The organism is Actinomyces succiniciruminis (genome assembly GCF_900002405.1).
GTDB classification, from domain to species: Bacteria; Actinomycetota; Actinomycetes; order Actinomycetales; family Actinomycetaceae; genus Actinomyces; species Actinomyces succiniciruminis.
Genome location: NZ_LK995529.1, coordinates 1 through 20,306, shown reverse-complemented (window position 1 = coordinate 20,306; position 20,306 = coordinate 1). Strand labels below are relative to the sequence as shown.

The following is a 20,306-nucleotide window of genomic DNA, read 5'->3' as shown; positions in this document are numbered from 1 at the left end:
TCACCGTGTCCGAGCAAACCGCCCCTGTCCACAAGCTCGCCGTCATCGGCTATGGCACCCAGGGCGTCTACCACACCCGCAACCTGCGGGCGCTGGACGACGTCGCCATCGACGTCGTCGGCATCTACGACACCGACCCGCGCGCCAATGAGGACGCCGAGGCCGACGGCCTGCACGTGTACGCCTCCGCCGCCGACCTCCTGGCCGACGCGGAAGTGGACATCGTCTTCATCTGCACCCCCAACGACTCTCACCACGACTACGCCGTCTCCGCGCTGCGCGCCGGCAAGCACGTGCTGTGCGAGAAGCCCGCCATGATGAACGCCGCCGAGATGCGCGAGGTCGCCGCCGTTGCCGAGGAGACCGGCAAGATGTTCATGGTGCACCAGAACCGCCGCTGGGACCCCGACTTCAACGTCATCAAGAAGATCTACGACGAGCAGCTCATCGGCGCCCCCACCTATTTGGAGCAGCGCATCCACGGCTCGCGCGGCATCCCCGGCGACTGGCGGCAGCTGCCGGAGCACGGCGGCGGCATGATCCTGGACTGGGGCGTGCACACCGTCGACCGCCTGCTGACCATGGTGGACGCCCCCGTGGTGGACGTCTACGGAGAGCTGTCCTTCGCGCTCGGCCACGAGGTGGACGACGGCTTCCGCACGCACCTGACCTTCGCCAACGGCTTCCGGGCGATGGTGGACGTGTCCACCACCTCCTTCCTGCCGGAGGCGAAGTTCTGGATGCAGTCCGCCACCGGCACCGTGGTCATTGAGGACTGGGAGATGAACGGCCGCATGGTGCGCCGCACCGGCGCCGAGGAGGACGACGCCACCCCCGTGCAGGCGGGCGTGGGCCTGACCAAGACGATGGCTCCGCGCATCCTCGACTACAAGGCCCTCGCCTCCACCACCCCGCCCGTGGAGGTGCTGCCGCTGCCCGAGGTGGACGTGGATGTCATGGACTTCTATCGCAACGCCCGCGACGTGGTCGACGGCGTCGCCGAGCCGGTAATCACCAACGAGTCGGTGATCCGTTGCCTGACGGTCCTGGAGGCCATCGTGGAGTCCTCTCGCACACACGAGGTGATCCACCCCGAGCAGGCCTGACCGGCTTTCCCGCCGCACTCCCGTGAGCACCCTCGCCCCACCCGGCGCAGCGAGCACGCCCCCGCCGGCCGACGGCGTGAGCGAGTCTCCTCCCGACGACGTCGTCGCCCCCGCCTGGCTCTACGAGGCCGGCGGGGAGCGGGCGACGGCGTGGGTAGATGCCCACAACGAGCGAACCAGGCAGGAGTACGCCTCCTCCCCGGACTTCGTGCGCCTGGCCAATGACCTGAAGTCGGTGCTGGACTGCCCGGACCGGATCCCCGCCGTCGCCGACCGGGCCGGCATGCTCTACAACTTCTGGACCGATGCCGACCATCCCCACGGCATCTGGCGCCGCACCAGTTGGGAGTCATATGCCGCCGGCGCCCCATCCCGTGCCGACCGGGCCCCCGCCCCCACAAGCTGGGAGACCCTGCTCGACCTCGAGGCGCTGAACGCGCCCGGTGCCCTGCCGGCAGAACTCGGTTGCGGCAGCGGCGAACATCTGGTCTGGGGCGGAGCGCAGGTGCTCACCACCGGTCCGCGCGCCGGCCGCCGCGCGCTGGTCTGCCTCTCCCCCGGCGGCGGCGACGCGAGCCTCACCCTGGAGTACGACCTGGACGCGCGCCGCCTCATCGCACCGGCCGACGGCGGCTTCCACCGTCCGACGTCGAAGGGGACGATGACCTGGGGCGACGACGCGGGCGAGTCCGTCATCGTCTCCGCCGACTTCGGGCCCGGGACGGTGTCTCGGGCGGGCTACCCGCGTCAGGTGCGGCGTCTGCGGCGCGGGCAGGCACCGGACGAGGCGGAGGTGCTGGTGACTGCGGGAGGCGACGCCGTCGCCGCCTTCGCCTCCCGCGACCCGTGGGGGCGGACCTGGCTGACCACCATGCCGAGCTTCCAACAAACATGCGTCTGGCTGCTGCCCGACGATGTCGACTGCCCCACCGGTGCCGCGTCCGCCCGCGCCGCACTGAACGGTGCGGCCCCCGCCGGCACGGTCGCCACTCCCGACGGCGACACGGTCCCGGCGGGCGCAATCCCGCTGGAGGTCCCGGAGGACAGCCTGGCCGGCGTCGGGCGGGACTGGCTGACCATTCAGCTGCGCAGCCCCTGGGAGGCGGGCGGTGTCACCCATCCGGCCGGCACCCTGCTGGGCGTCGGTCTGGCTGACTTCCTGGCGGGGCGTCGCCAGCTGGAGGTCCTATTCGCGCCCTCCGCCTCATCCACGCTGCTGTCGACCGCCTGGACCGCGGGCCACCTCGTGCTCACGGTGCTCGACGACGTCGCCACCCGCCTGGAGGTGTGCACGCCGCCCGCGCGCGGACGGGGTGGGGGTCCCGATGCGGACACCGCCCAGAACAGCTGGGGCCACCACTGGATCGACCTGACCGGCGCCGCCGACCTGCCGGCGACCCACACCACCGACGGCACCGAACTGCGTCCGGGGCGGGCGCTGCTGTCGGTATCCGCCACGCCGCTGCGCCCGGCGGATACCGACTATCTGTGGATCTCGGCGTCGGGATGGACCACACCCTCAACGCTCGCCGTCGCCCGGCTGACCCCGTCCGGGGAGATGACCGGCATGGCGGTGGTGCGGCAAGCACCCGCCCGCTTCGACGCACGCGGAGTACGGGTGAGTCAACACCTGGCCACCAGCGCGGACGGCACCCGCGTGCCCTATTTCCAGATCGGCCGGCCCACGTCGGCGCCGGCGCCGACGCTTGTACACGCCTACGGGGCATTCGGGAAGTCGCTTATGCCAGGATACGAGCCCGTCACCGGGAAGGCCTGGCTGGAACGGGGTGGCACCTACGTGGTGGTCAATACGCGCGGCGGCGGTGAGTACGGACCGGGTTGGCATCTGGCGGGCACCGGCGCGGGGCGGAGGCGGGTAGTCGAGGACCTGACGGCGGTGCTGGACTCGCTGGTTGCACGCGGCGTAACCACGCCGGAGGACATCTGCCTGTATGGATCCTCGGCCGGCGGTCTGCTCACCGGGGAGGTGCTGGCCAGGTACCCGGAGCGAATTGGCGCGGCCGTCCTGGAGGCGCCGCTGACGGACATGCGCCGGTACACCCAGCTGTCGGCCGGGGCTGCGTGGACGGCGGAGTTCGGCGATCCGGACGATCCGGAGCAGTGGGCGTGGCTGCGCGAGCACTCGCCGCTGCATCTGTTGCAGACGGGACAGGCCTATCCTCCGGTGCTGCTGCTGGCCTCGGCGGCGGACGACCGCGTGCACCCGGCACACGCCCGCGCCCTAGCCCACCGGCTGGAGCAGCTAGGACAGAAGGTGACTTACTTCGAGACTGCTGCGGGCGGACACGGCGGCGGTACCACCCACGCCCAGCAGGCCTTCGTGAGCGCCCTGATGCACGACTTCGCCCGCCGCCACACCCGCCGAGGTCGGTAGATCTTACGTGCCGAGGTCGGTCTGCAGTACCCCGCACACCGGCATCCTCAGGACGTGGCCGGGATGGTGGCGCGCTCGCGACGCATGGGCAGGCGGAAGGCCATGAACAGCGCCAATCCCATGGAAACGGTCGGCATCCAGAAGGCCCGCCCGAAGGCGTCCGCCGCCTGGGCCAGGCCGTTCGCCAGCTCCGACCCGCTCAGCTCGCCGGCCACCGCCGCCGCGCCCGCGTCCGTCCCAGCCAGGCACAGCGCTAGCAGCACGGACACGATCGCAATACCGACGGCGCCGAACACCTGCTGGCCAATGTTGAACAGGGTGGTGGCGTTGCCTACCTCCTCGCGATCGACCGCCTGTAGGGCCGCCGTCGACACCGGCATCATGGTGCCGCCGATGCCAAGCCCCTGAACCGTAAGCACGACCCCCAGCCACCACAGACTCGTGTCGGCTCCCACCTGGGTCAGCGCGAGCACCGAGGCGAACATGGCCGCCATGCCGAAGGGCACCACCCGCCCGGCGGGCAGCCGGTCCACGAGGTTGGAGGCGATGGGCATGGAGACGAGCGCCCCCAAACCGGTGGGCGCGATGAAGAAGCCGGCCGCCATGGCACCCAGGCCACGCACCTGCTGGAAGTAGGCGGGCAGGAGCAGCAGGTCCGCCGTGAAGCCGGCCTGGAAGAAGATCGCCAGCGCGATGGCATTGCGATAACCGCGCAGCCGCAGGATCGTCAGATCCAACAATGGGCGCTCGGCATGCAGGCTGCGGCGCACGAAGGCCGCCACCATCACCAGCCCCAGCACCAACGGCACCCACACCACCGGCGCGGTGATGGCCGCACCGCCGCCGGCGTTGGACACGCCCCACAGCGTCAGCGCCAGCCCGGGAGACATGAGCACAACACCGGGCACGTCCAGGCGGATGGTGCCGCGATCGTCGTCGCGCGGGAGCAGGAACAGCCCGAGCCCGGCAGCCGCCGCCCCGAAGGGCAGGTTAATGAGGAACACCCAGTGCCAGGAGGCGACCTCCACCAGCCAGCCGCCCAGAATCGGCCCCATCACGGGGGCGATCAACATGGGGATGCCCATCAGGCTCATCATGCGGCCGAGATTGTTCGGGCCGGCGGCGCGAGCGACCAGGGTGGTGCCCACGGGCATGATGCAGCCGCCGCACAGGCCCTGCACCACACGCATGACGATCAGGAAGGCGAGGCTCGGGGAGAGGACGCACAGCACGGAGGCGATGGTGAACAGGGTGATCGAGCCGATGTACATCCAGCGGGCGCCGATGCGCTTCAGGCCCCAGTCGGTCAACGGGATGATTGCCGCCACCGCGAGCGCGTAGCCGGTGACGGTCCAGGCCACCGTCGAGTATGCGGGCAGGGCGCCGTCGGGCGCGGCGAAGTGGCGTTGCAGTGCGGGGATGGCGACGTTGATGATGGTGCCGTCCAGGACCGACATGAATGAGCCGATCATGACGACGGCGGCCACCCGGTAGGGGCTGGGCGCCGAACGGGCGGGAGAAGTGGGGATACGGGAGTCCGCAGTCATTGGTGTGCTTTCTTCGATGAGGAGCGACGAGGCCCGGCCTGCGGCGATCGCGTGCGGCTGCGAGGCGGCGTGAGCGTGCGGCACGGGGCTTCGGGCGAACGCGGCCGGTGCGCGTTGAGGGGCGGTGCGCCGTGGGCCGGGGCTGGGCGAACCGTCCCGGCGGTCAATGCCCGTCCGCCCCCGCGGGGCGCCGCTGCGAGTTCAGTCGCCCGTAGACGGCGGAGGTGGGACTGTGTACGGAGTCGGCCTCGGTGATCTCGCGGATCGGGCGGGCCGGGGTGCCGAAGACGAGCCAGCCTGCGGGCACGTCTTGGGTGACCAGGCTGCCGGCGCCGACGACGGCGTCGTGTCCGATGGTGACGCCCGGCATGACGGTGACGTTGGCGCCGAGCCAGACGCGGTCCTCGATGACGACGGGGTCGCCGTACTCGGCGCCGCCGGTGTGACCGTCGGGGTAGGCCAGGTGCCGGCGCTCGGAGGCGAGCAGGGGATGGGTGCCGGCGGCGATGGTGACGCCGGGGCCAAGCTGGACGTCGTCGCCGATGGCCACGGGCACGTCGTCGAGCAGGGTGAGGTTGAAGTTGGCGAAGAAGCGCGCGCCGATAGTCGTGTGGAAGCCGCAGTTGACGTACAGCGGACCGCGCACGTATGCCTCCGGGCCGAGGCCGGCGAAGAGCTGCGGCAGGATTTCGGCGCGGGCGGGGTCCAGTTCGTCCAGCGCGTTGTAGCGACGGCACAGGTCGTGGGCACGGGCCTTGAGCGTGCGGTAGGGAGGCCAGGCGGTGTCGAACAATAGGCCGGCGCGGGCACGGGCGTCCTGATCGTCCATGTCGCACCTCCTCGTCCTGCCTCCGACGGCAAACCGCACATTACCGGGCCTTTCATCCGATTCTCGTCGACCTGAGAACCGCTTTCGCCCGCGCGGGGCAAAAGCCCGGGGCCGCGGCGTTGTCCGCCATCGGGGCGGATTCATACGGTGGCTTCAGTCGGCTCGCAGCGCCTTGACGCGCTGCTACCGCGGGTCGGACCGCCCACGCCAAGCGGGCGCCACGCGCATCAAACATCACCGGACGGGGCCACCGCGGGCTCCGCCGGCCCCACAAAGGACGTGCACACCATGAGCAACCTGCACCAGGCGCAGGATTCCCCTAACATCGACCGCCACTTCGACGCCATCGTCATCGGCTCCGGCCCCGCCGGCTCGACGGCGGTGCGCGAGCTGACCGCCGCCGGCATGGACGTGCTCCTGCTCGAGGCCGGCCGCGAGCTGACCGAGGAGGACTTCACGCCGCCGGTTTACGGCAAGCCCAAGCCCATGGGCATGGACATCATGACCCGCGCCAAGCGCATGCTCGGCAGCCACCAGTTCAATCAGGCCCGCCGCTCCTTCTACTCCGACTCCTCCTCCCGATTCCTGGTGGACGACCTGGCCAACCCCTACACCTACCCTCTCGACGCCCCCTACCTGTGGGTGCGCTCCCGGCTGCTGGGTGGCCGCATGCACGCCTACGGCCGGGTGTTGCAGCGCATGAGCGACGTGGACTTCAAGGCCGCCAGCCTCGACGGCGTCGGCATCGACTGGCCCTTCGAGTACGCGGACCTGGCCCCCTACTACAACCGGGTGGAGGAGCTCGTCGGCGTGTACGGCGACGCCGATCCCGGAGTGGAGCACCCGCCCGCCGGCAGGTACGTGGGCCCCGGGCACCTGAACGAGATGGAGCAGGAGTTCAAGCGGGTTGTGGAATCCCGGTGGCCCGATCGCCACGTGATCTCCTGGCGCTTCCAGGCCCCCTTCCTGGACCGCGTCCCCCCGGGCATCCGCGAGGCCCGCAAGACCGGCCGTCTGACCATCCGCACAGGCGCGGTCGTCTCCCGCATCACTACCAACGCCCGCACCGGCCTGGCCACCGGCGCCGTCTTCATCGACGCCCGCACCAAGCGCGAGCACCGGGTGACCGGCGACGTGGTCATGCTGTGCGCCTCGGCGATCGAGTCGGTGCGGCTGCTGCTGAACTCCGGGTCGAGTCGTCACCCGGGCGGGCTGGCGAACTCCAACGGGCTGGTGGGGCACTACCTCATGGAGCAGTCCATGACGCTGGGCTTCGGCGACGACGCCCGTCGCCCCGGCTACTTCGGTCCCTCCTCCCAGTGCGAGGAGGATCCCTTCTACGGCAACTCCGGCGGCTTTCTGATCCCCCGCTACCAGAACCTGCACGGCCAGACCGAGGCCTACAAGCGCGGCTACTCCTTCCAAGGACTGGCCGGGCGGGTGCCGGTACCGGAGGACTCCCCCGCCATGTTCGGCTTCGGCGCCGGCGGGGAGATGCTGCCCCAGTACGGCAACCACGTGGCCCTCTCACGGCATGTGAAGGACAAGTGGGGCATCCCCGCCGCGCACATTGTGTGCCGTCCGGACGACAACGACCGCACCATGGTTGCCGCCGCGGTGCGGGACGTCACCGAGATGATGCAGGCCGGCGGCTACCGGACCAACTTCGTAGCCTCGACCTTCGGAGTGCACTCCAAGCACGTGTGGCCGGACTTCAACCCCGCCCAGCGCGCCATGTTCCGGGTCGGGATCCGCATGAGCCTGATGATGGGGGTCTCCATCCACGAGGCGGGCGGGGCCCGCATGGGCCACGACCCGGCCACCAGCGTGCTCAACGGCGTCGCCCAGTCGTGGGATGTGCCGAACCTGTTCGTCACCGACGCCGCCTCCTTCCCCACCGGCTCCACGGAGGGGCCGGCGCTGACGATCATGGCGGTCACCGCCCGCGCCTGCGACTACATCACCCGTGCACACGCGGCCGGGGAGTTGACCCGCCCCACCCAGGACGTGGTGCTGTAGTCCTGCGGGCACAGGGCATGCGGGGCCGGCCTCGGATTCGGTGCGCCAACAACGGCGGGGCGGACCGGTTCCGGAGGCGGCGCCCGCGCGGTCCTGCCGCAACCGGTCGCCCCGGCCCACCGCCCGGCGCCGCTCTGGCCGGAGTGACCTGGCTCCCCCGTAATGCCCGGTGCGGGCAGAAGCGCGCGGCCCCGCCGCCACCCCGAGCCGGTACCGGTTTTCGTTGAAATACCAACCCCACCGCCGCCAACCTCCCGGTCGCGGTGGTGCGCGTCACCGCGACCGGGCGACGTTTGCGCGCCGCCCGCGTTGATAGCGTGTTGCCACCGGCCACCGCACGGACGCCCATTCGGAAGGCCCGCGAATCCGGGCAATCCAGCTGGGAACGCGCGGCGGACCACACAACACCGATTCAACTCTTCTAAAGGAGCAACACATGTTCTTCAGCGCCATCGACGCCAACACCGCTCGCGCCATCGCCGAGGCCGTCAACGACCGCCTCACCGAGAAGACCACCGACGAGCAGCAGTGACCACTCGCCCCTGACCCGGACAACGCGCCGCGTCAGTAGCAATCACGAACAATCCCGCCCCCTGCACAATGCAGGACGAGGCGACCGCAATCGGGCCGGAGACAGCGAGGTCTCCGGCCTTTGTCGTGGCCGTGCCACTCCGTGAAGCCGCTCGCCCCCGCGGGCCCGGCACCCCCGAGTCACCCGGATCCCCATCTACAATCCGCGCCGTGCCGAATTCCGCAGACCCAGTCCCGTCTTCAGCCGAGCCTTCACCCGCGTCTTCACCCGTGCCGTCGCACCGCCCGGTCGACACCGTCATGCTGTTCCTCGACCTGGTCTACGTGTTCGCCGTGGCCGGCATCAGCGGCCTGCTGCGTGCGGACGGCGCCCTCGGACTGATTCACGGCGTCATCGTCCTGGCGGTCATCTACTGGCTGTGGTGCATCACCTCCATTCAGGCGAGCATGCGCGACGTCACCACCAATCGCAACCGGCTGGTGGTGCTGGCCCTGGCGCTGGTGACGCTCGCCGTCGCCATCACCGTCCCGCAGGCCTTCGGGGCTCACGCCCTCGCCTTCGCCGTGGCCTGCTGGGCGGCCCGCGGCGTGCTGCTGGTCGGCATGGTCGGCACTTCCTGGCGAGTGTTCACCCCCGACCTGCTGGGGGTCGTGGCGACCGGGCCACTCCTGGTGGCCGGGGCGCTGCTCGGCGGCAACGCACAGCTGGGGCTGTGGGCCGCGGCCGCACTGCTGGAGCTGGTCAGCCCGTCATTGCAGCGCCGTCGCATGCGGAACCTGCGCTACGACGCCGAACACGTCGTCGAGCGCTTCGGCCTGCTGGTCATCGTGGCCCTGGGCGAGACCGTGGTGGGCATGGGTGAGCCGCTGAGCGAGGCCGAGACCATCGACTGGCAGCAGGCCGTCGCCGTGCTGGCGGCCTTCGTAATGGTGGGCGGCCTGTGGTGGTCCTACTTCCACCACAGCAGCGGCCTGGTGCTGCGCCTGCTGGAGACCGCGCAAACCCCCTTCGACGTCGTACGCGAGGTGCTCGTCTACGGCCATCTGGTGCTGATCGGGGGCATCATCGCCATTGCCGCCGGCTTCCACAGCGTGCTGGAGGAGCCCGAGGCGCCCATGGGCTGGAAGATGGCGGTGCTGCTGTGCCTGGGGGTGGCCGCGTTCCTGGCGGTGTTCCTGCATGTGCGCGCCCGCGTCTTCTCCCGGCTGTATCGCTCCCGCCTGGCGGGCATGCTGGCGGCGGCACTGCTGGCTCCCCTGGCGGCGACGACGCTGCCCGGCTGGACTGCCCTGGTCGCCGCCGCCGGCATAACGCTGGCGGTGTCTGCCTGGGAGACCCTGTCCCCCACGTCCGCCGGACTGCCCGCCCTTGAGGACTTCCGCTGAGCCGCTCCAAACATGCCCGCCGCAGCGGGCTCCGGCGTACCCGGGCACCTGGGCGGTCCCGTCGTCGAATATGACGCGTACGCGCCGACGACGACGCCTCCCGCGGCTGCTAACGTGCGCTCGGCGGCCTGTCAGCCGTGCCCCGGCACCGTTCCCGGGCGCGCACGGTGTGGACCGGCCCCGTCCACGTCCACTTCGACGACGGGCGTGGATTCCTTCTCCTGAAAGGACCAGCGTGTTCGTCCTAGTCCCCACCACACCACTGGATGCCAACACGATTCGCTTCATTGCGGAGTCGACCAATGCCATGCTGGAGACTCGGGCCGCGGAGCAGACCGCGCGAGGCGAGCGCGGTACCGGTGTGCGCCGCCACACCCCGATCGGCGCCCGGCCGACGGCGCTACCGGTGAACTGACCGCATCGCCCCCAGTCGTCTGCTACGCCACTTCACCGTTGGGTACGCCAGTTCGAGGTTTACTGAACGGCCCGCAGCCATTCAATAGACCCCTAAGTGGCGTAGCAGACGGCGAACCCGCGTAGTAGAGCCCCGAAGGAAACCGCATGACCAAGAAGCCGCCCGTGACCATGGGCAAGGAGAGGCTCGCCGCCTTCATGGACGCGGTCCTCGCCATCATCATCACCATCATCATCCTCGAACTGCCCCAGCCCGAGGTGGTCAGCCCGGAGGGACTGTGGGCGCTGCACGACGAACTGCTGGCCTACACGGTCTCCTTCGCGTGGTTAGGACTGCTGTGGGCGCGGCTGCACAAGGATTGGGATCCCGCCGTGGTCATCACCCGCAGAACCGTCGGCCTGAGCCTGCTGCTGCTCTTCTTCGCCTCCTTCTTCCCCTACACCACGACGCTGGTGGCGCAGAATCCGGGCAACAGCACCGCGCAGGTCACCTATGGCCTGGTCTTCCTGCTGACCTCCATCAGCCGTGTGGCGGTGCGCCGCTCGCTGCAAGACGCCGACCCGGGCAATGAGGCATTGGTTCCGCTGCGCCGCGACAGCCGCACGCTGACTCCGGCGGAGTGGGGTCTGCAGGCGTTCGGTCTGGTGCTGGCCGCCGTCTGGGTGCCGCGCGCGATGACCGTGGCGCTCCTGGGCGGCATCTGTGTCAGTCTGATCGCCTATCTGCAGCGCCGCGGGGATTGAGCGCGAGCGCGGCCCTAGCCGAGGTCGGCCGCATTCACCGAAGTCCGTCACAGTTGTCCCCGCCAGGCACAAATCACGGATGAAGGCCACTACCTAATCTACCGAGAAGCTGGTAGAAGACCTCTGTGAAGACCGTACGCATACTCATGCGCAGCCTGCGCGAGTACAGGAAGGCATCGTTGCAGGCGCCACTGTTCATGGTGGGCGAGGCCGGACTCGAGTGCATCCTGCCCCTGATGATGGCCGAGTTGATCGACACCCTCACCGGCAACTCCATGGGCCCGATCCTGAGGATCGGCCTGGCCCTCGTCGTGATGGCGATGATCTCGCTCGCCTGCGGCGTCCTGTCCGGCGTGCGCGCCGCCACCGCCGCCGCCGGCCTGGCCCGCAACCTGCGCCAGGACCTGTTCTACCGGGTGCAGGAGTTCTCCTTCGCGGACATCGATCGCTTCTCGACGTCGTCACTGGTCACCCGCATGACCACCGACGTCACCAACGTGCAGAACGCCTACCAGATGATCATCCGGGTGGCCGTGCGCGTGCCCCTGATGGTGATCTTCTCCATCATCATGGCGCTGACGATCAATGCGCGCCTGGCACTGATCTTCATCATCATGCTGCCCTTCCTCGGCGGCGCCCTGGTTGGCCTCGCCGCCTACGTGTTCCCGATCTTCCAGCGCATCTTCAAGAAGTACGACGCCCTGAACAACTCCGTGCAGGAGAACCTCTCCGCGATCCGGGTGGTGAAGTCCTTCGTCACCGAGGAGCACGAGAAGACGAAGTTCCGCGCCGCCTCCCAGGAGGTCCGCAGGGACTTCACCTACGCCGAGAAGATCCTGGCGCTCAACGGCCCGATCATGGTCTTCTTCATCTACGTGGCGCTGATGCTGGTCAACTACCTGGGCGCCCGGGTGGTCGTGGCCAGCGGCGCGACCGAGCTGACCACCGGCGAGTTCTCCTCCCTGATGACCTACGGCGTGCAGATCCTGGCATCAATGATGATGCTCGCGTTCATCTTCGTAATGGTGTCCATGTCCGTGGAGTCCGCCAACCGCATCGCCGAGGTCATCGAGCACCGCCCCACCCTCACCTCCCCCACCGATGGCCACACCGAGGTTCCCGACGGCGAGGTCCGCTTCGAGGGAGTCTCCTTCCGCTACGCCGCCGACGCCGAGGCCGACGTCCTGCACGGCATCGACCTGACGATCCCGTCGGGCTCCACCCTCGGGATCGTGGGCGGCACCGGCTCGGCGAAGACCACGCTCATCCAACTCATCTCCCGCCTGTACGACGCCACCTCCGGACGGGTGAGCGTGGGCGGCGTCGACGTGCGCGAATACGATCTGGAGAGCCTGCGCGACGCGGTCGCCGTCGTGCTGCAGAAGAACGTCCTGTTCGCCGGCACCATCAAGGAGAACCTGCGCTGGGGCGATCCCGACGCCACCGACGCGGAGCTCATCCACGCCTGCGAGCTGGCCCAGGCCGACGAGTTCGTGCGTCAGTTCCCCGACGGATACGACACTCGCATCGAGCAGGGAGGCACCAACGTCTCCGGCGGGCAGAAGCAGCGGCTGTGCATCGCCCGCGCCCTGCTGAAGAAGCCGCAGATCTTGATCCTGGACGACTCGACCTCCGCCGTCGACACCCGCACGGACGCCCTCATCCGCCGCGCCTTCGCCGAGGAGATCCCGGACACCACCAAGATCATCATCGCCCAGCGCCTGAGTTCCGTGGAGCACGCCGACCAGATCATCGTCCTCGACGACGGCCGCATCCTGGAGCGCGGCACGCATGCGGAGCTGATGGCCCTGGGCGGCGAGTACCAGCAGATCTACGAGTCCCAGAACCGCACCAGCCAGACGCAGGAGGTGGCGTGACCGTGGCGCGCACCCGCAATCAGCAGCCCCGGGACCTGCGGCCCGACGCCGACCAACCGGACCCGCACGACCTGCCACATATCGAACACCCGGCCCGCCGGCTGCTGGCCTATGTCTTCCACTACTACCCGTGGCAGTTGATCGTCGTCGCCGTCAGCATCGTGATCGCCTCGGTGGCCTCCACCGTCGCCTCGATCTTCATGCAGCGGGTGGTCGACGAGGTGATCACCCCCGGGCTGAGCACCGGCCTGGACGCCGTAATGCCCACGCTGGTGCGGATCATCACCGCCATGGGCGTGGTCTACGCGCTCGGCGTGCTCACCAACTTCCTGTACGCGCGCATCATGGCGGTGGTAACGCAGGGCTCGCTCAAGCACATGCGTGACGACATGTTCGACCGCATGCAGTCCCTACCGATCAAGTACTTCGACACCCACGCCCACGGCGCGATCATGTCGACCTACACCAATGACACCGACGCGGTGCGCCAGCTGATCGGCCAGTCGGTACCCACCCTGATCCAGTCCGCCCTGACCCTCACCGCCATGCTGGCGATGATGCTCTACTACAGCCTGTGGCTGACGATTCTGGTACTGGTCGTCGCCGCGATCATGGTCGGCGCCACCCGCTACCTGGGTGGGAACTCGTCGCGCTACATGGTCGCCCAGCAGCAGTCGCTGGCCACCGAGGAGGGCTTCGTCGAGGAGATCATGGGCGGGCAGAAGGTGGTCCAGGTCTTCAACCACGAGGAGGCCGCCAAGGCCGACTTCGACGCCCTTAACCGGCAGCTGTTCGCCGACTCGGAGAAGGCCAACCAGTACGGCAACATCCTCGGGCCCGTCATGGGCAACCTCGGCAATCTGCTCTACGTCCTGATCGCCATGGTGGGTGGCCTGCTCATTCAGCTGCAGGTGACCAACATCGGCTTCGCCGGTATGGGCACCATCACCGTCGGCATCATCGTCTCCTACCTGACGATGGTGCGGCAGCTGTCCCAGACCATCAACCAGGCCTCCCAGCAGGTGGCGCTGATCGCCATGGGCCTGGCCGGCGCCGGCCGGGTCTTCGCCCTGATCGACGAGCAGCCCGAGCAGGACGGCGGTTATGTGGGTCTGGTCGACGCCGTCGAGACGGCCGACGGCGGTGTTCAGCCCGCGGACCACAAGACCGACGTGTGGGCCTGGCGCCACCCCCACCAGGCGGACGGCACCGTCACCTACACGCGGCTGCGCGGTGAGATCGTCATGAAGCACGTCGACTTCTCCTACGACGGCGTCAAGGAGGTTCTCCACGACGTCTCCCTGTGGGCCGAGCCGGGGCAGAAGATCGCCTTCGTGGGCGCCACCGGCGCCGGGAAGACCACGATCACCAACCTGATCAACCGCTTCTACGACATCGACGACGGCAAGATCCGCTACGACGGCATCAACATCAACAAGATCGCCAAGGCGGACCTGCGCCGCTCACTGGGCGTGGTGCTGCAGGACGTGCGCCTGTTCACCGGCACGGTCATGGACAACATCCGCTACGGGCGCCTGGACGCCACCGATGCGGAGTGCATCGAGGCGGCGAAGCTGGCGAACGCGGACGGCTTCATCCGGCGCCTGCCGCACGGGTATCAGACGGTGATCTCGGGCGACAGCTCGAGCCTGTCCCAGGGGCAGGCGCAGCTGCTGTCGATCGCGCGCGCCGCCGTCGCCGACCCACCGGTGATGATCCTGGACGAGGCGACCAGCTCCATCGACACCCGCACCGAGGCGCTGGTGCAGGCCGGCATGGACAACCTCATGCGGGGGCGAACGGTGTTCGTGATCGCCCACCGGCTGTCCACGGTGCGCAACTCGGACGCAATCATGGTGCTGGACCACGGCCGCATCATCGAGCGCGGCAGCCACGACCAGCTGATCGAGCAGCGCGGCACCTACTACCAGCTCTACACCGGCGCCTTCGAGCTGGAGTGATCCCGCTTCCCCGCCGCCGAGGTCGGTAGATCTTACGTACCGAGGTCGGTAGATATGGTTACGGGGATGAGCCATATCGACCAAAACCGGCGCTTCCGGTTTGGGGGTGTGGGGGCGGAATCATGCGGAAAACACGTCAGGCGATGAACGGGGCGTTCGGCTCCCCTGTGCGCCGACCCCCGCGGCGCACGTGGGAGCCGACCGGCCTCCTTAGACCCAAAACCAAGAACGTTGAAATACCGGGCAAAACTCGCTGTCCGGTCAGAGCGGCAAGCTGACTGAGCGTGCGCCGCTCCCGGGAGTACCCACTCGACCGGACCCTAACGACCCACCAACCACCCAACGCCAACACCACCCACACCCGCCCACCCACCCCCCAAACCGGAAGAGCCTATTCAGCCCTTCCGGTTTGTGGGTGTGGTGATTGTGCCAGGGTGGGTGTCTGCTGCGCCGGTTGGACGTTAACAACGCTACTTAACCGTCTGCTGTATACCTCAGCGCCCTTCAACAGACCGTTAAGTAGCGTTGTTAACCCCGAAGTGGCGTTGCAGATGATCCCCATCGACGACCGTGCTGCCTGCGGCAAGAGCGTCCCCGCCGGCCCGACGACGACCTCATCGCCCCGACCACCAAGCCACACCGCGCAACCCGAGCTGGAAACACCACGCCCTCGAACCGGAAGAGCCCATTTTCACCGCCCCAATTGCCAGAGCAGCCGTCCTTTTCAACCGACCTCGGTACGTAACAACTACCGATCTCGGCGAGAGGGGGCGGGGCCGACGGCTGCGTCAATGCAACCAACCGGCGCCCGCCCCTCTCACCGAGGCGACGCCCGCACTTGTCGGGACCGCCCGTCACAGGCTCTCGAGGATGCTCTTCCCGAGGGTCAGGTGGCGGTCGAGCTGCTCGTCGGCGTCGTTGAGGTAGAAGGCGTGGCCCTCATACTCGGAGATGAAGGCGCCCTGGAAGCCGCCGTCGGCCAGGATGGACAGCGCCTTCTCATACGGGATCGTCGGCTCGAAGACCTTGCCGTCCGCGTCGAGTTCCAGGTGGTAGAACTTGCCGTGCACGTACTTCACATACGGCACCATCGCGGCGAAGGAGTCGAGCTCCGCCGGCGCGAAGGACAGGTAGCCGAACCATTCGGAGATGGCGACCTTCTCCCCCTCGCCGCCGCCCATGTTCTTGGCGACGTGCTCCTGCATCTCCTCCTCGGTCATGCCGTTGTGGCGGTTGGCGATGATCCAGTCGAGGGTCTCCCGCTTGGCACCCAGGCCCACGTAGCGGTTGATGGCGATCTCGGTGGGCCGCTCAATGAACATGCCGAAGTCGGGCACCAGACCGAAGGACTCGAGCCGGTTCTTCTCGATCGTCTCCATGAAACCGCGGGTGGTGGCGTCGGCCGGGGTGTGCGGGGCGTGGATCTCGAAGCCGATCTGCACGCCGTAGCGCTCGGCGAGGTCGTTGACGGCGGGGGCGAGCTCCGGCTCGAAGCCGGTGGCGCGCAGATACTTCGCGCCGAGGCTGCGGGCGGTCATGATGTCCAGGCGGATGTCGGAGAGGATGTCCTCCCGGCTCATCTGGTAGCCCGTGATGCGTCCCAGGTCCACGTAACCGCCGTAGGAGAAGACCTCCACACCGTGCTTCGCGCCGGCGGCCAGCACCGCGTCGATCTCCTCGGGCCGCGGGGTGGGGTACTGCTGGAAGGTCTGGGCGCCGACCAGCTCCACCTTGCTGACGCCCTTGGCGGCGACGTGCTCGAAGATCGTGTCGATGCTCCAGTCCTCGTTCTCGATGAACTCCTGGGTGTAGCTGTAGCAGGAAATGCCCTGTTCAATGCCGTTGATCGTTGCCATGGTGGTCTTGCTCCTCAGTTCTCAGAGTTCTCGGCCACGGTGAGGGTGGCGGATGCGGAGGCGTCGAACATTCCGTAGACGCCGGGGGCGAATTGCATGTAGACGACGCGCGCCTCGCACACGAAGTCGACGTCGTGCGGCCCGGCCGCCAGCGGCTCGCCGGTCACGTGCAGGCGGATCGGGGTCTTGACGCCCCAGTACTCGGTGAAGGCCAGCGGCACCTGCTTAAGGCGCAGGAACTTGCCGTTGATCTCCACCAGGATGCGGTCGTCGTCGACCCGCTCGCCGTCGACGCTCAGTTCCATCCGCTCGACGGCGGAGATCGGGGTGCCGCGGTAGTAGTTGAGGCCGACGTCGAGGACGTAGCCGTCGGAGTCGTTGGCGAGCCGGCGCAGCACCTGCTCGTCGAAGCCGAGCTTCATGAATTTGGTGGGCATGTGTGAATCCTTCGGTTGGTTCGAGTTTGGTAGCTAGTGAGGCAGCAGTGAGGTGACACTGTTTAGGCCACCGCGACCCTGCGGGTGAAGCGGTTCTCGGAGACGAACGGCAGGTAGGACACGCGCAGGCGCAGGTTCACGTGCACGTCGTGCTCGCCGGGGGTCAGGCCGCCGGGCCGCAGCACCGTGATGGTCGCGAAGGTGCGCAGCTCCCAGCGCACGTCCGAGACGTCGGCGAGCTCGGCGAAGGTGCGGGTCACGCCGTCGTAGGTGAAGCGCAGATCCTCCGCGGGCACCGCCTCGCCGTCGACGACGACGTCGGGCGTCTCGATCATGGACAGTCCCAGGCCGCGGTAGTAGGGGATGTGGGCCTCGAAGGAGAAGCCCACCACCTCGCCGTCGGGGCCGGTGACGTTGCGGACGCTTCCCTCGCGAATGATCATCTCGTCGAACATGTCAGTTCTCCTTCCCGATCAGTGCCTTGAGCATGTTCTGGTGGGCGGCGACCTGCGTGACGGAGTCGACGGGCTCGGCGTCCTCGATGTGGCGGTTTCCCTCGTACTCGCTGGAGAGGTAGCCGTCGTAGCCGATCTCGTCCAGGACGGGGACGATCTCGTGGTAGGGGATGGAGTACTCGTGCCAGTAGTCGAAGCCCTCCACCTGGTGCATCTCGTAGAACTTGGCGTGGATGTGCTTGATGAACTCGGCGTGGTCGCGCAGGCAGTCCACGGGTTGGGCGATCATGTGGATGCCGTTGCGGGCCAGGCCCAGGGTGACACCGTCGACGCCCTGCCGCTCCAGGCGGTCGAAGAGGGCCTGGGTGTCGCCGTGAGAGTTGTAGGTGTCCACGATCTCGCGGGCCAGCTCCGGGTCGGCGCCGTCGCGCAGGGCCCGGTCGACGACGACGCGCGGCAGCTTATGGACGAAGATGCCCATGTCCGGCACGCAGCCGACGACGTCGGAACCCACGCGCGCGGCGACCTCCAGATGCCGCTTGATCCAGTCGTCCTCGAAGGAGTATGGGGAGTGGACCTCCACACCCATCCACACGCCGTGGTCGCGCGCGTAGGGGGCGGCGGACTCGACGACCTCGGGCGGGGTGTTGACGATGATGCGGATGCCCTTGGCGCCGAGCTTGGCGGTGTGCCGGATGTCCCGTTTGAGGGAGTCGACCATTTCGGAGTGGTTGAGCAGGCGGCCGCGGTAGCGCTTGGTGTCCAGGAACATGTCGTGGACAGTCGGCGTGGTGCCGTACTTCGCCATGAGGTCCTGCCACCAGGAGTAGAAGGAGTCGGGCAGATCGGGCTGACCGGGGAAGGGGAATCCGGGGATCATCTGCTCGCCTAGGGTCTCGATGCCAAGCGCGCCCTCCTTGGCGGCTGCGGCGACGCAGTCCTCGAGGTCCATGGTGCCGTGAACGTATTCGTGCTGGTACGAGTACAGGCTGACTCCGCGTTTGATCTGTGAGGTCATTGATGCGCTCCTCTCTGAGTGCGGATTGCGGGTGAGTGTGGTTCGGCCCCGGCCCCGCGGTGGGGACCGGGGCCGAACCTGTTGCTGTCCGTCAGGCTGCGCCCAAGGGCGCGGCCGGGACGGTGCGGCGGGTATTGATGGATTAGGACTGCGGCAGGGGCGACGGCGTCGAGCGGGCGGGCGACACTGTCGGGCCGGGTAAGCGACGCCGTCGGGCCGTCAGTCGAAGTAGACGGGCTTGCCGCCCTGGGCCGCGGACTTGTAGATGCCGTCGAGGATCTCGGTGACGACGACCGCCTGGTCCGCGGTCACGTAGGGCTCGGTGTCGTTCAGGATGGCGTCGAGCCACAGGCCGGCCTCTAGGCCGCCCATGTAGGCGAAGCCGGTCTGGGCCTCGCCGGCGGCACCGGCGGAGAAGTAGGCGCCACCCTCGCCGAAGCCGGTGTTGACCTGCCTACCGCCCTCGATGGAGTTGACGTCGACGATCAGGTTGGCCGAGCCGGCCGGGTCCTGGATGGTCTCGGCACCGGCCTCGGTGCCCATGATGGTGATGCAGCCCTCGCGGGCGGCCTTGATGTTCAGGGCCCAGGAGGCCTCGACGAACAGGGAGGCGCCGTTCTTGAAGGTGACGAAGCCGAAGGCGGAGTCCTCGACCTCGTAGGTGGCCGGGTCCCATTCGCCGCCGATGTTGCCCTCGGGCTTGTCGGCCAGCTTGTAGTTGACCACGCCGGTCACGGAGGCGACGTCGTAGTTGTTCATCAGCCACAGGGCGACGTCGATGGAGTGACCGCCCAGGTCGATGAGCGGGCCACCGCCCTGCTTGGTCTTGTCGGTGAACACGCCCCAGATCGGCACGCCGCGACGGCGGGTGGCGTGGGCCTTGGCGGCGTAGATCTCGCCGAACTTGCCCTCGTCGGCCAGGGCCTTGAGGAACTGGTACTCCTCGCGCTGGCGGTACTGGAAGCCGACGGTCAGCTTCTTGCCAGTGCGCTTGGCGGTGTCGCGCATCTTGCGGGCGTCCTCGCCGGTGACGGCCATGGGCTTCTCCACCATGACGTGCTTGCCGGCCTCCAGGGCGGCGCAGGTGATCTCGCAGTGGTTCGCGTTCCAAGTGCACACGTGGATGACGTCGATCGAGTCGTCGTTCACGAGGTCCTTGTAATCGGTGGTGGTGTAGGCGTCCGTGTTGCCCCATTGAGCCTTGCCGGCCTCGGCGCGCTCAATGTCGAAGTCGCAGAAGGCGACGATCTCGCACTTGTCCTTGTGCTGCGCCAGGCCCACCAGGTGCTTCTGGGTTCCGATGAATCCCAGGCCCACGATGCCGATGCGAAGCTTCTTGCTCATGTCTGAACTCCTGTGTTCGGGTTGAGCCCGCCGGCGGTGGCTGGGCCCGGCAGGATGCGTTCCCGCCTCACAGGATCGATTCAACTCGGCCGCCACAGCCGAACCCAAGCCCACACACGCACACTTGCGCCTCGTGCGTGCATAAGTGGCAGTCAGCGTCGGCCCCACGCACCCGCCGGCAGAGGGGACCGGTAGCCGGTGCAGGCGTTGATCTGTCCCATCCCCCAGCCCTCGTCACCGATAGGGTCTCCGCCGCCGGTGCGGGGTTGGCAGTGACGGGGCGGGGTGGCGGCGGTTGACGACCCGGAATGTCCAAATCCGGCATAAACGTTCACCCCCGGTTCCCTGTTATGTCTCAGGACATCGGTGACAGTTCTGCCTCAGGAC

Annotated in this window: 15 protein-coding genes; 8 read left to right on the top strand and 7 right to left on the bottom strand. The window is 68.2% G+C overall.

Annotated features, from left to right (window positions below; translation table 11 throughout):
* Positions 1–5 precede the first annotated feature (5 nt).
* Both BN1056_RS11125 and BN1056_RS11120 read left to right on the top strand, forming a co-directional pair.
* Positions 6–1,106: a Gfo/Idh/MocA family oxidoreductase gene (locus tag BN1056_RS11125; protein ID WP_210581236.1), complete on the top strand. Its 1,101-nt coding sequence runs from the start codon at positions 6–8 to the stop codon at positions 1,104–1,106.
* Positions 1,107–1,128: 22 nt separating this feature from the next.
* Positions 1,129–3,501, top strand: coding sequence for a prolyl oligopeptidase family serine peptidase (locus tag BN1056_RS11120; protein WP_244671674.1), 2,373 nt, complete (start codon positions 1,129–1,131; stop codon positions 3,499–3,501).
* 47 nt (positions 3,502–3,548) lie between these two features.
* Here BN1056_RS11120 and BN1056_RS11115 read toward each other — a convergent pair whose 3' ends face one another.
* Together BN1056_RS11115 and BN1056_RS14985 are read right to left on the bottom strand one after the other, a co-directional pair.
* Positions 3,549–5,048: a DHA2 family efflux MFS transporter permease subunit gene (locus BN1056_RS11115; RefSeq protein ID WP_210581234.1), complete on the bottom strand. Its 1,500-nt coding sequence runs from the start codon at positions 5,046–5,048 to the stop codon at positions 3,549–3,551.
* A gap of 163 nt (positions 5,049–5,211) precedes the next feature.
* Complete coding sequence (locus BN1056_RS14985; RefSeq protein ID WP_280516465.1) at positions 5,212–5,877, bottom strand: sugar O-acetyltransferase; 666 nt, start codon at positions 5,875–5,877, stop codon at positions 5,212–5,214.
* Between the two features lie 288 nt (positions 5,878–6,165).
* On the opposite strand from BN1056_RS14985, the gene BN1056_RS11105 reads away from it, so the two are divergent.
* From BN1056_RS11105 to BN1056_RS11080, 6 genes are all read left to right on the top strand, one after another.
* Positions 6,166–7,896 carry a GMC oxidoreductase gene (locus BN1056_RS11105; protein WP_210581232.1) on the top strand — a complete coding sequence of 577 codons (1,731 nt, stop codon included), beginning with the start codon at positions 6,166–6,168 and terminating at the stop codon, positions 7,894–7,896.
* Between the two features lie 741 nt (positions 7,897–8,637).
* Complete coding sequence (locus BN1056_RS11100; protein WP_210581230.1) at positions 8,638–9,813, top strand: low temperature requirement protein A; 1,176 nt, start codon at positions 8,638–8,640, stop codon at positions 9,811–9,813.
* A gap of 235 nt (positions 9,814–10,048) precedes the next feature.
* A complete protein-coding gene (locus BN1056_RS11095) occupies positions 10,049–10,228 on the top strand; it encodes a hypothetical protein (RefSeq protein ID WP_210581228.1) in 180 nt (59 codons plus the stop codon).
* Positions 10,229–10,374: 146 nt separating this feature from the next.
* Positions 10,375–10,971, top strand: coding sequence for a TMEM175 family protein (locus BN1056_RS11090; RefSeq protein WP_210581226.1), 597 nt, complete (start codon positions 10,375–10,377; stop codon positions 10,969–10,971).
* Between the two features lie 125 nt (positions 10,972–11,096).
* Positions 11,097–12,848 carry an ABC transporter ATP-binding protein gene (locus BN1056_RS11085; RefSeq protein WP_210581224.1) on the top strand — a complete coding sequence of 584 codons (1,752 nt, stop codon included), beginning with the start codon at positions 11,097–11,099 and terminating at the stop codon, positions 12,846–12,848.
* A gap of 35 nt (positions 12,849–12,883) precedes the next feature.
* On the top strand, positions 12,884–14,809 hold the full coding sequence (locus BN1056_RS11080) for an ABC transporter ATP-binding protein (protein WP_210581244.1): 1,926 nt from the start codon (positions 12,884–12,886) through the stop codon (positions 14,807–14,809).
* A gap of 854 nt (positions 14,810–15,663) precedes the next feature.
* On the opposite strand, the gene BN1056_RS11075 is transcribed toward BN1056_RS11080, so the two are convergent.
* The 5 genes from BN1056_RS11075 to BN1056_RS11055 form a co-directional block, all read right to left on the bottom strand.
* The gene (locus BN1056_RS11075) at positions 15,664–16,665 is read right to left on the bottom strand and encodes a TIM barrel protein (protein ID WP_210581222.1); all 1,002 of its coding nucleotides are present in this window, start codon (positions 16,663–16,665) and stop codon (positions 15,664–15,666) included.
* A 14-nt stretch (positions 16,666–16,679) separates the two neighbouring features.
* Positions 16,680–17,102 (bottom strand): C-glycoside deglycosidase beta subunit domain-containing protein, encoded by a 423-nt coding sequence (locus tag BN1056_RS11070; RefSeq protein ID WP_108968708.1) that lies wholly within the window; start codon positions 17,100–17,102, stop codon positions 16,680–16,682.
* 62 nt (positions 17,103–17,164) lie between these two features.
* Positions 17,165–17,557, bottom strand: coding sequence for a C-glycoside deglycosidase beta subunit domain-containing protein (locus BN1056_RS11065; RefSeq protein ID WP_073328951.1), 393 nt, complete (start codon positions 17,555–17,557; stop codon positions 17,165–17,167).
* Between the two features lies 1 nt (position 17,558).
* Positions 17,559–18,575: a sugar phosphate isomerase/epimerase family protein gene (locus tag BN1056_RS11060; RefSeq protein ID WP_210581220.1), complete on the bottom strand. Its 1,017-nt coding sequence runs from the start codon at positions 18,573–18,575 to the stop codon at positions 17,559–17,561.
* A gap of 219 nt (positions 18,576–18,794) precedes the next feature.
* Complete coding sequence (locus BN1056_RS11055; RefSeq protein ID WP_073328946.1) at positions 18,795–19,919, bottom strand: Gfo/Idh/MocA family protein; 1,125 nt, start codon at positions 19,917–19,919, stop codon at positions 18,795–18,797.
* Positions 19,920–20,306: the final 387 nt, after the last annotated feature.

Excerpts from the sequence above, each read along its gene's own strand:
- BN1056_RS11115 (WP_210581234.1), bottom strand. The coding sequence starts at position 5,048 with ATGACTGCGGACTCCCGTATCCCCACTTCTCCCGCCCGTTCGGCGCCC.
- BN1056_RS14985 (WP_280516465.1), bottom strand. The coding sequence starts at position 5,877 with ATGGACGATCAGGACGCCCGTGCCCGCGCCGGCCTATTGTTCGACACC.
- BN1056_RS11105 (WP_210581232.1), top strand. The coding sequence starts at position 6,166 with ATGAGCAACCTGCACCAGGCGCAGGATTCCCCTAACATCGACCGCCAC.
- BN1056_RS11090 (WP_210581226.1), top strand. The coding sequence starts at position 10,375 with ATGACCAAGAAGCCGCCCGTGACCATGGGCAAGGAGAGGCTCGCCGCC.
- BN1056_RS11075 (WP_210581222.1), bottom strand. The coding sequence starts at position 16,665 with ATGGCAACGATCAACGGCATTGAACAGGGCATTTCCTGCTACAGCTAC.
- BN1056_RS11070 (WP_108968708.1), bottom strand. The coding sequence starts at position 17,102 with ATGCCCACCAAATTCATGAAGCTCGGCTTCGACGAGCAGGTGCTGCGC.
- BN1056_RS11065 (WP_073328951.1), bottom strand. The coding sequence starts at position 17,557 with ATGTTCGACGAGATGATCATTCGCGAGGGAAGCGTCCGCAACGTCACC.
- BN1056_RS11060 (WP_210581220.1), bottom strand. The coding sequence starts at position 18,575 with ATGACCTCACAGATCAAACGCGGAGTCAGCCTGTACTCGTACCAGCAC.
- BN1056_RS11055 (WP_073328946.1), bottom strand. The coding sequence starts at position 19,919 with ATGAGCAAGAAGCTTCGCATCGGCATCGTGGGCCTGGGATTCATCGGA.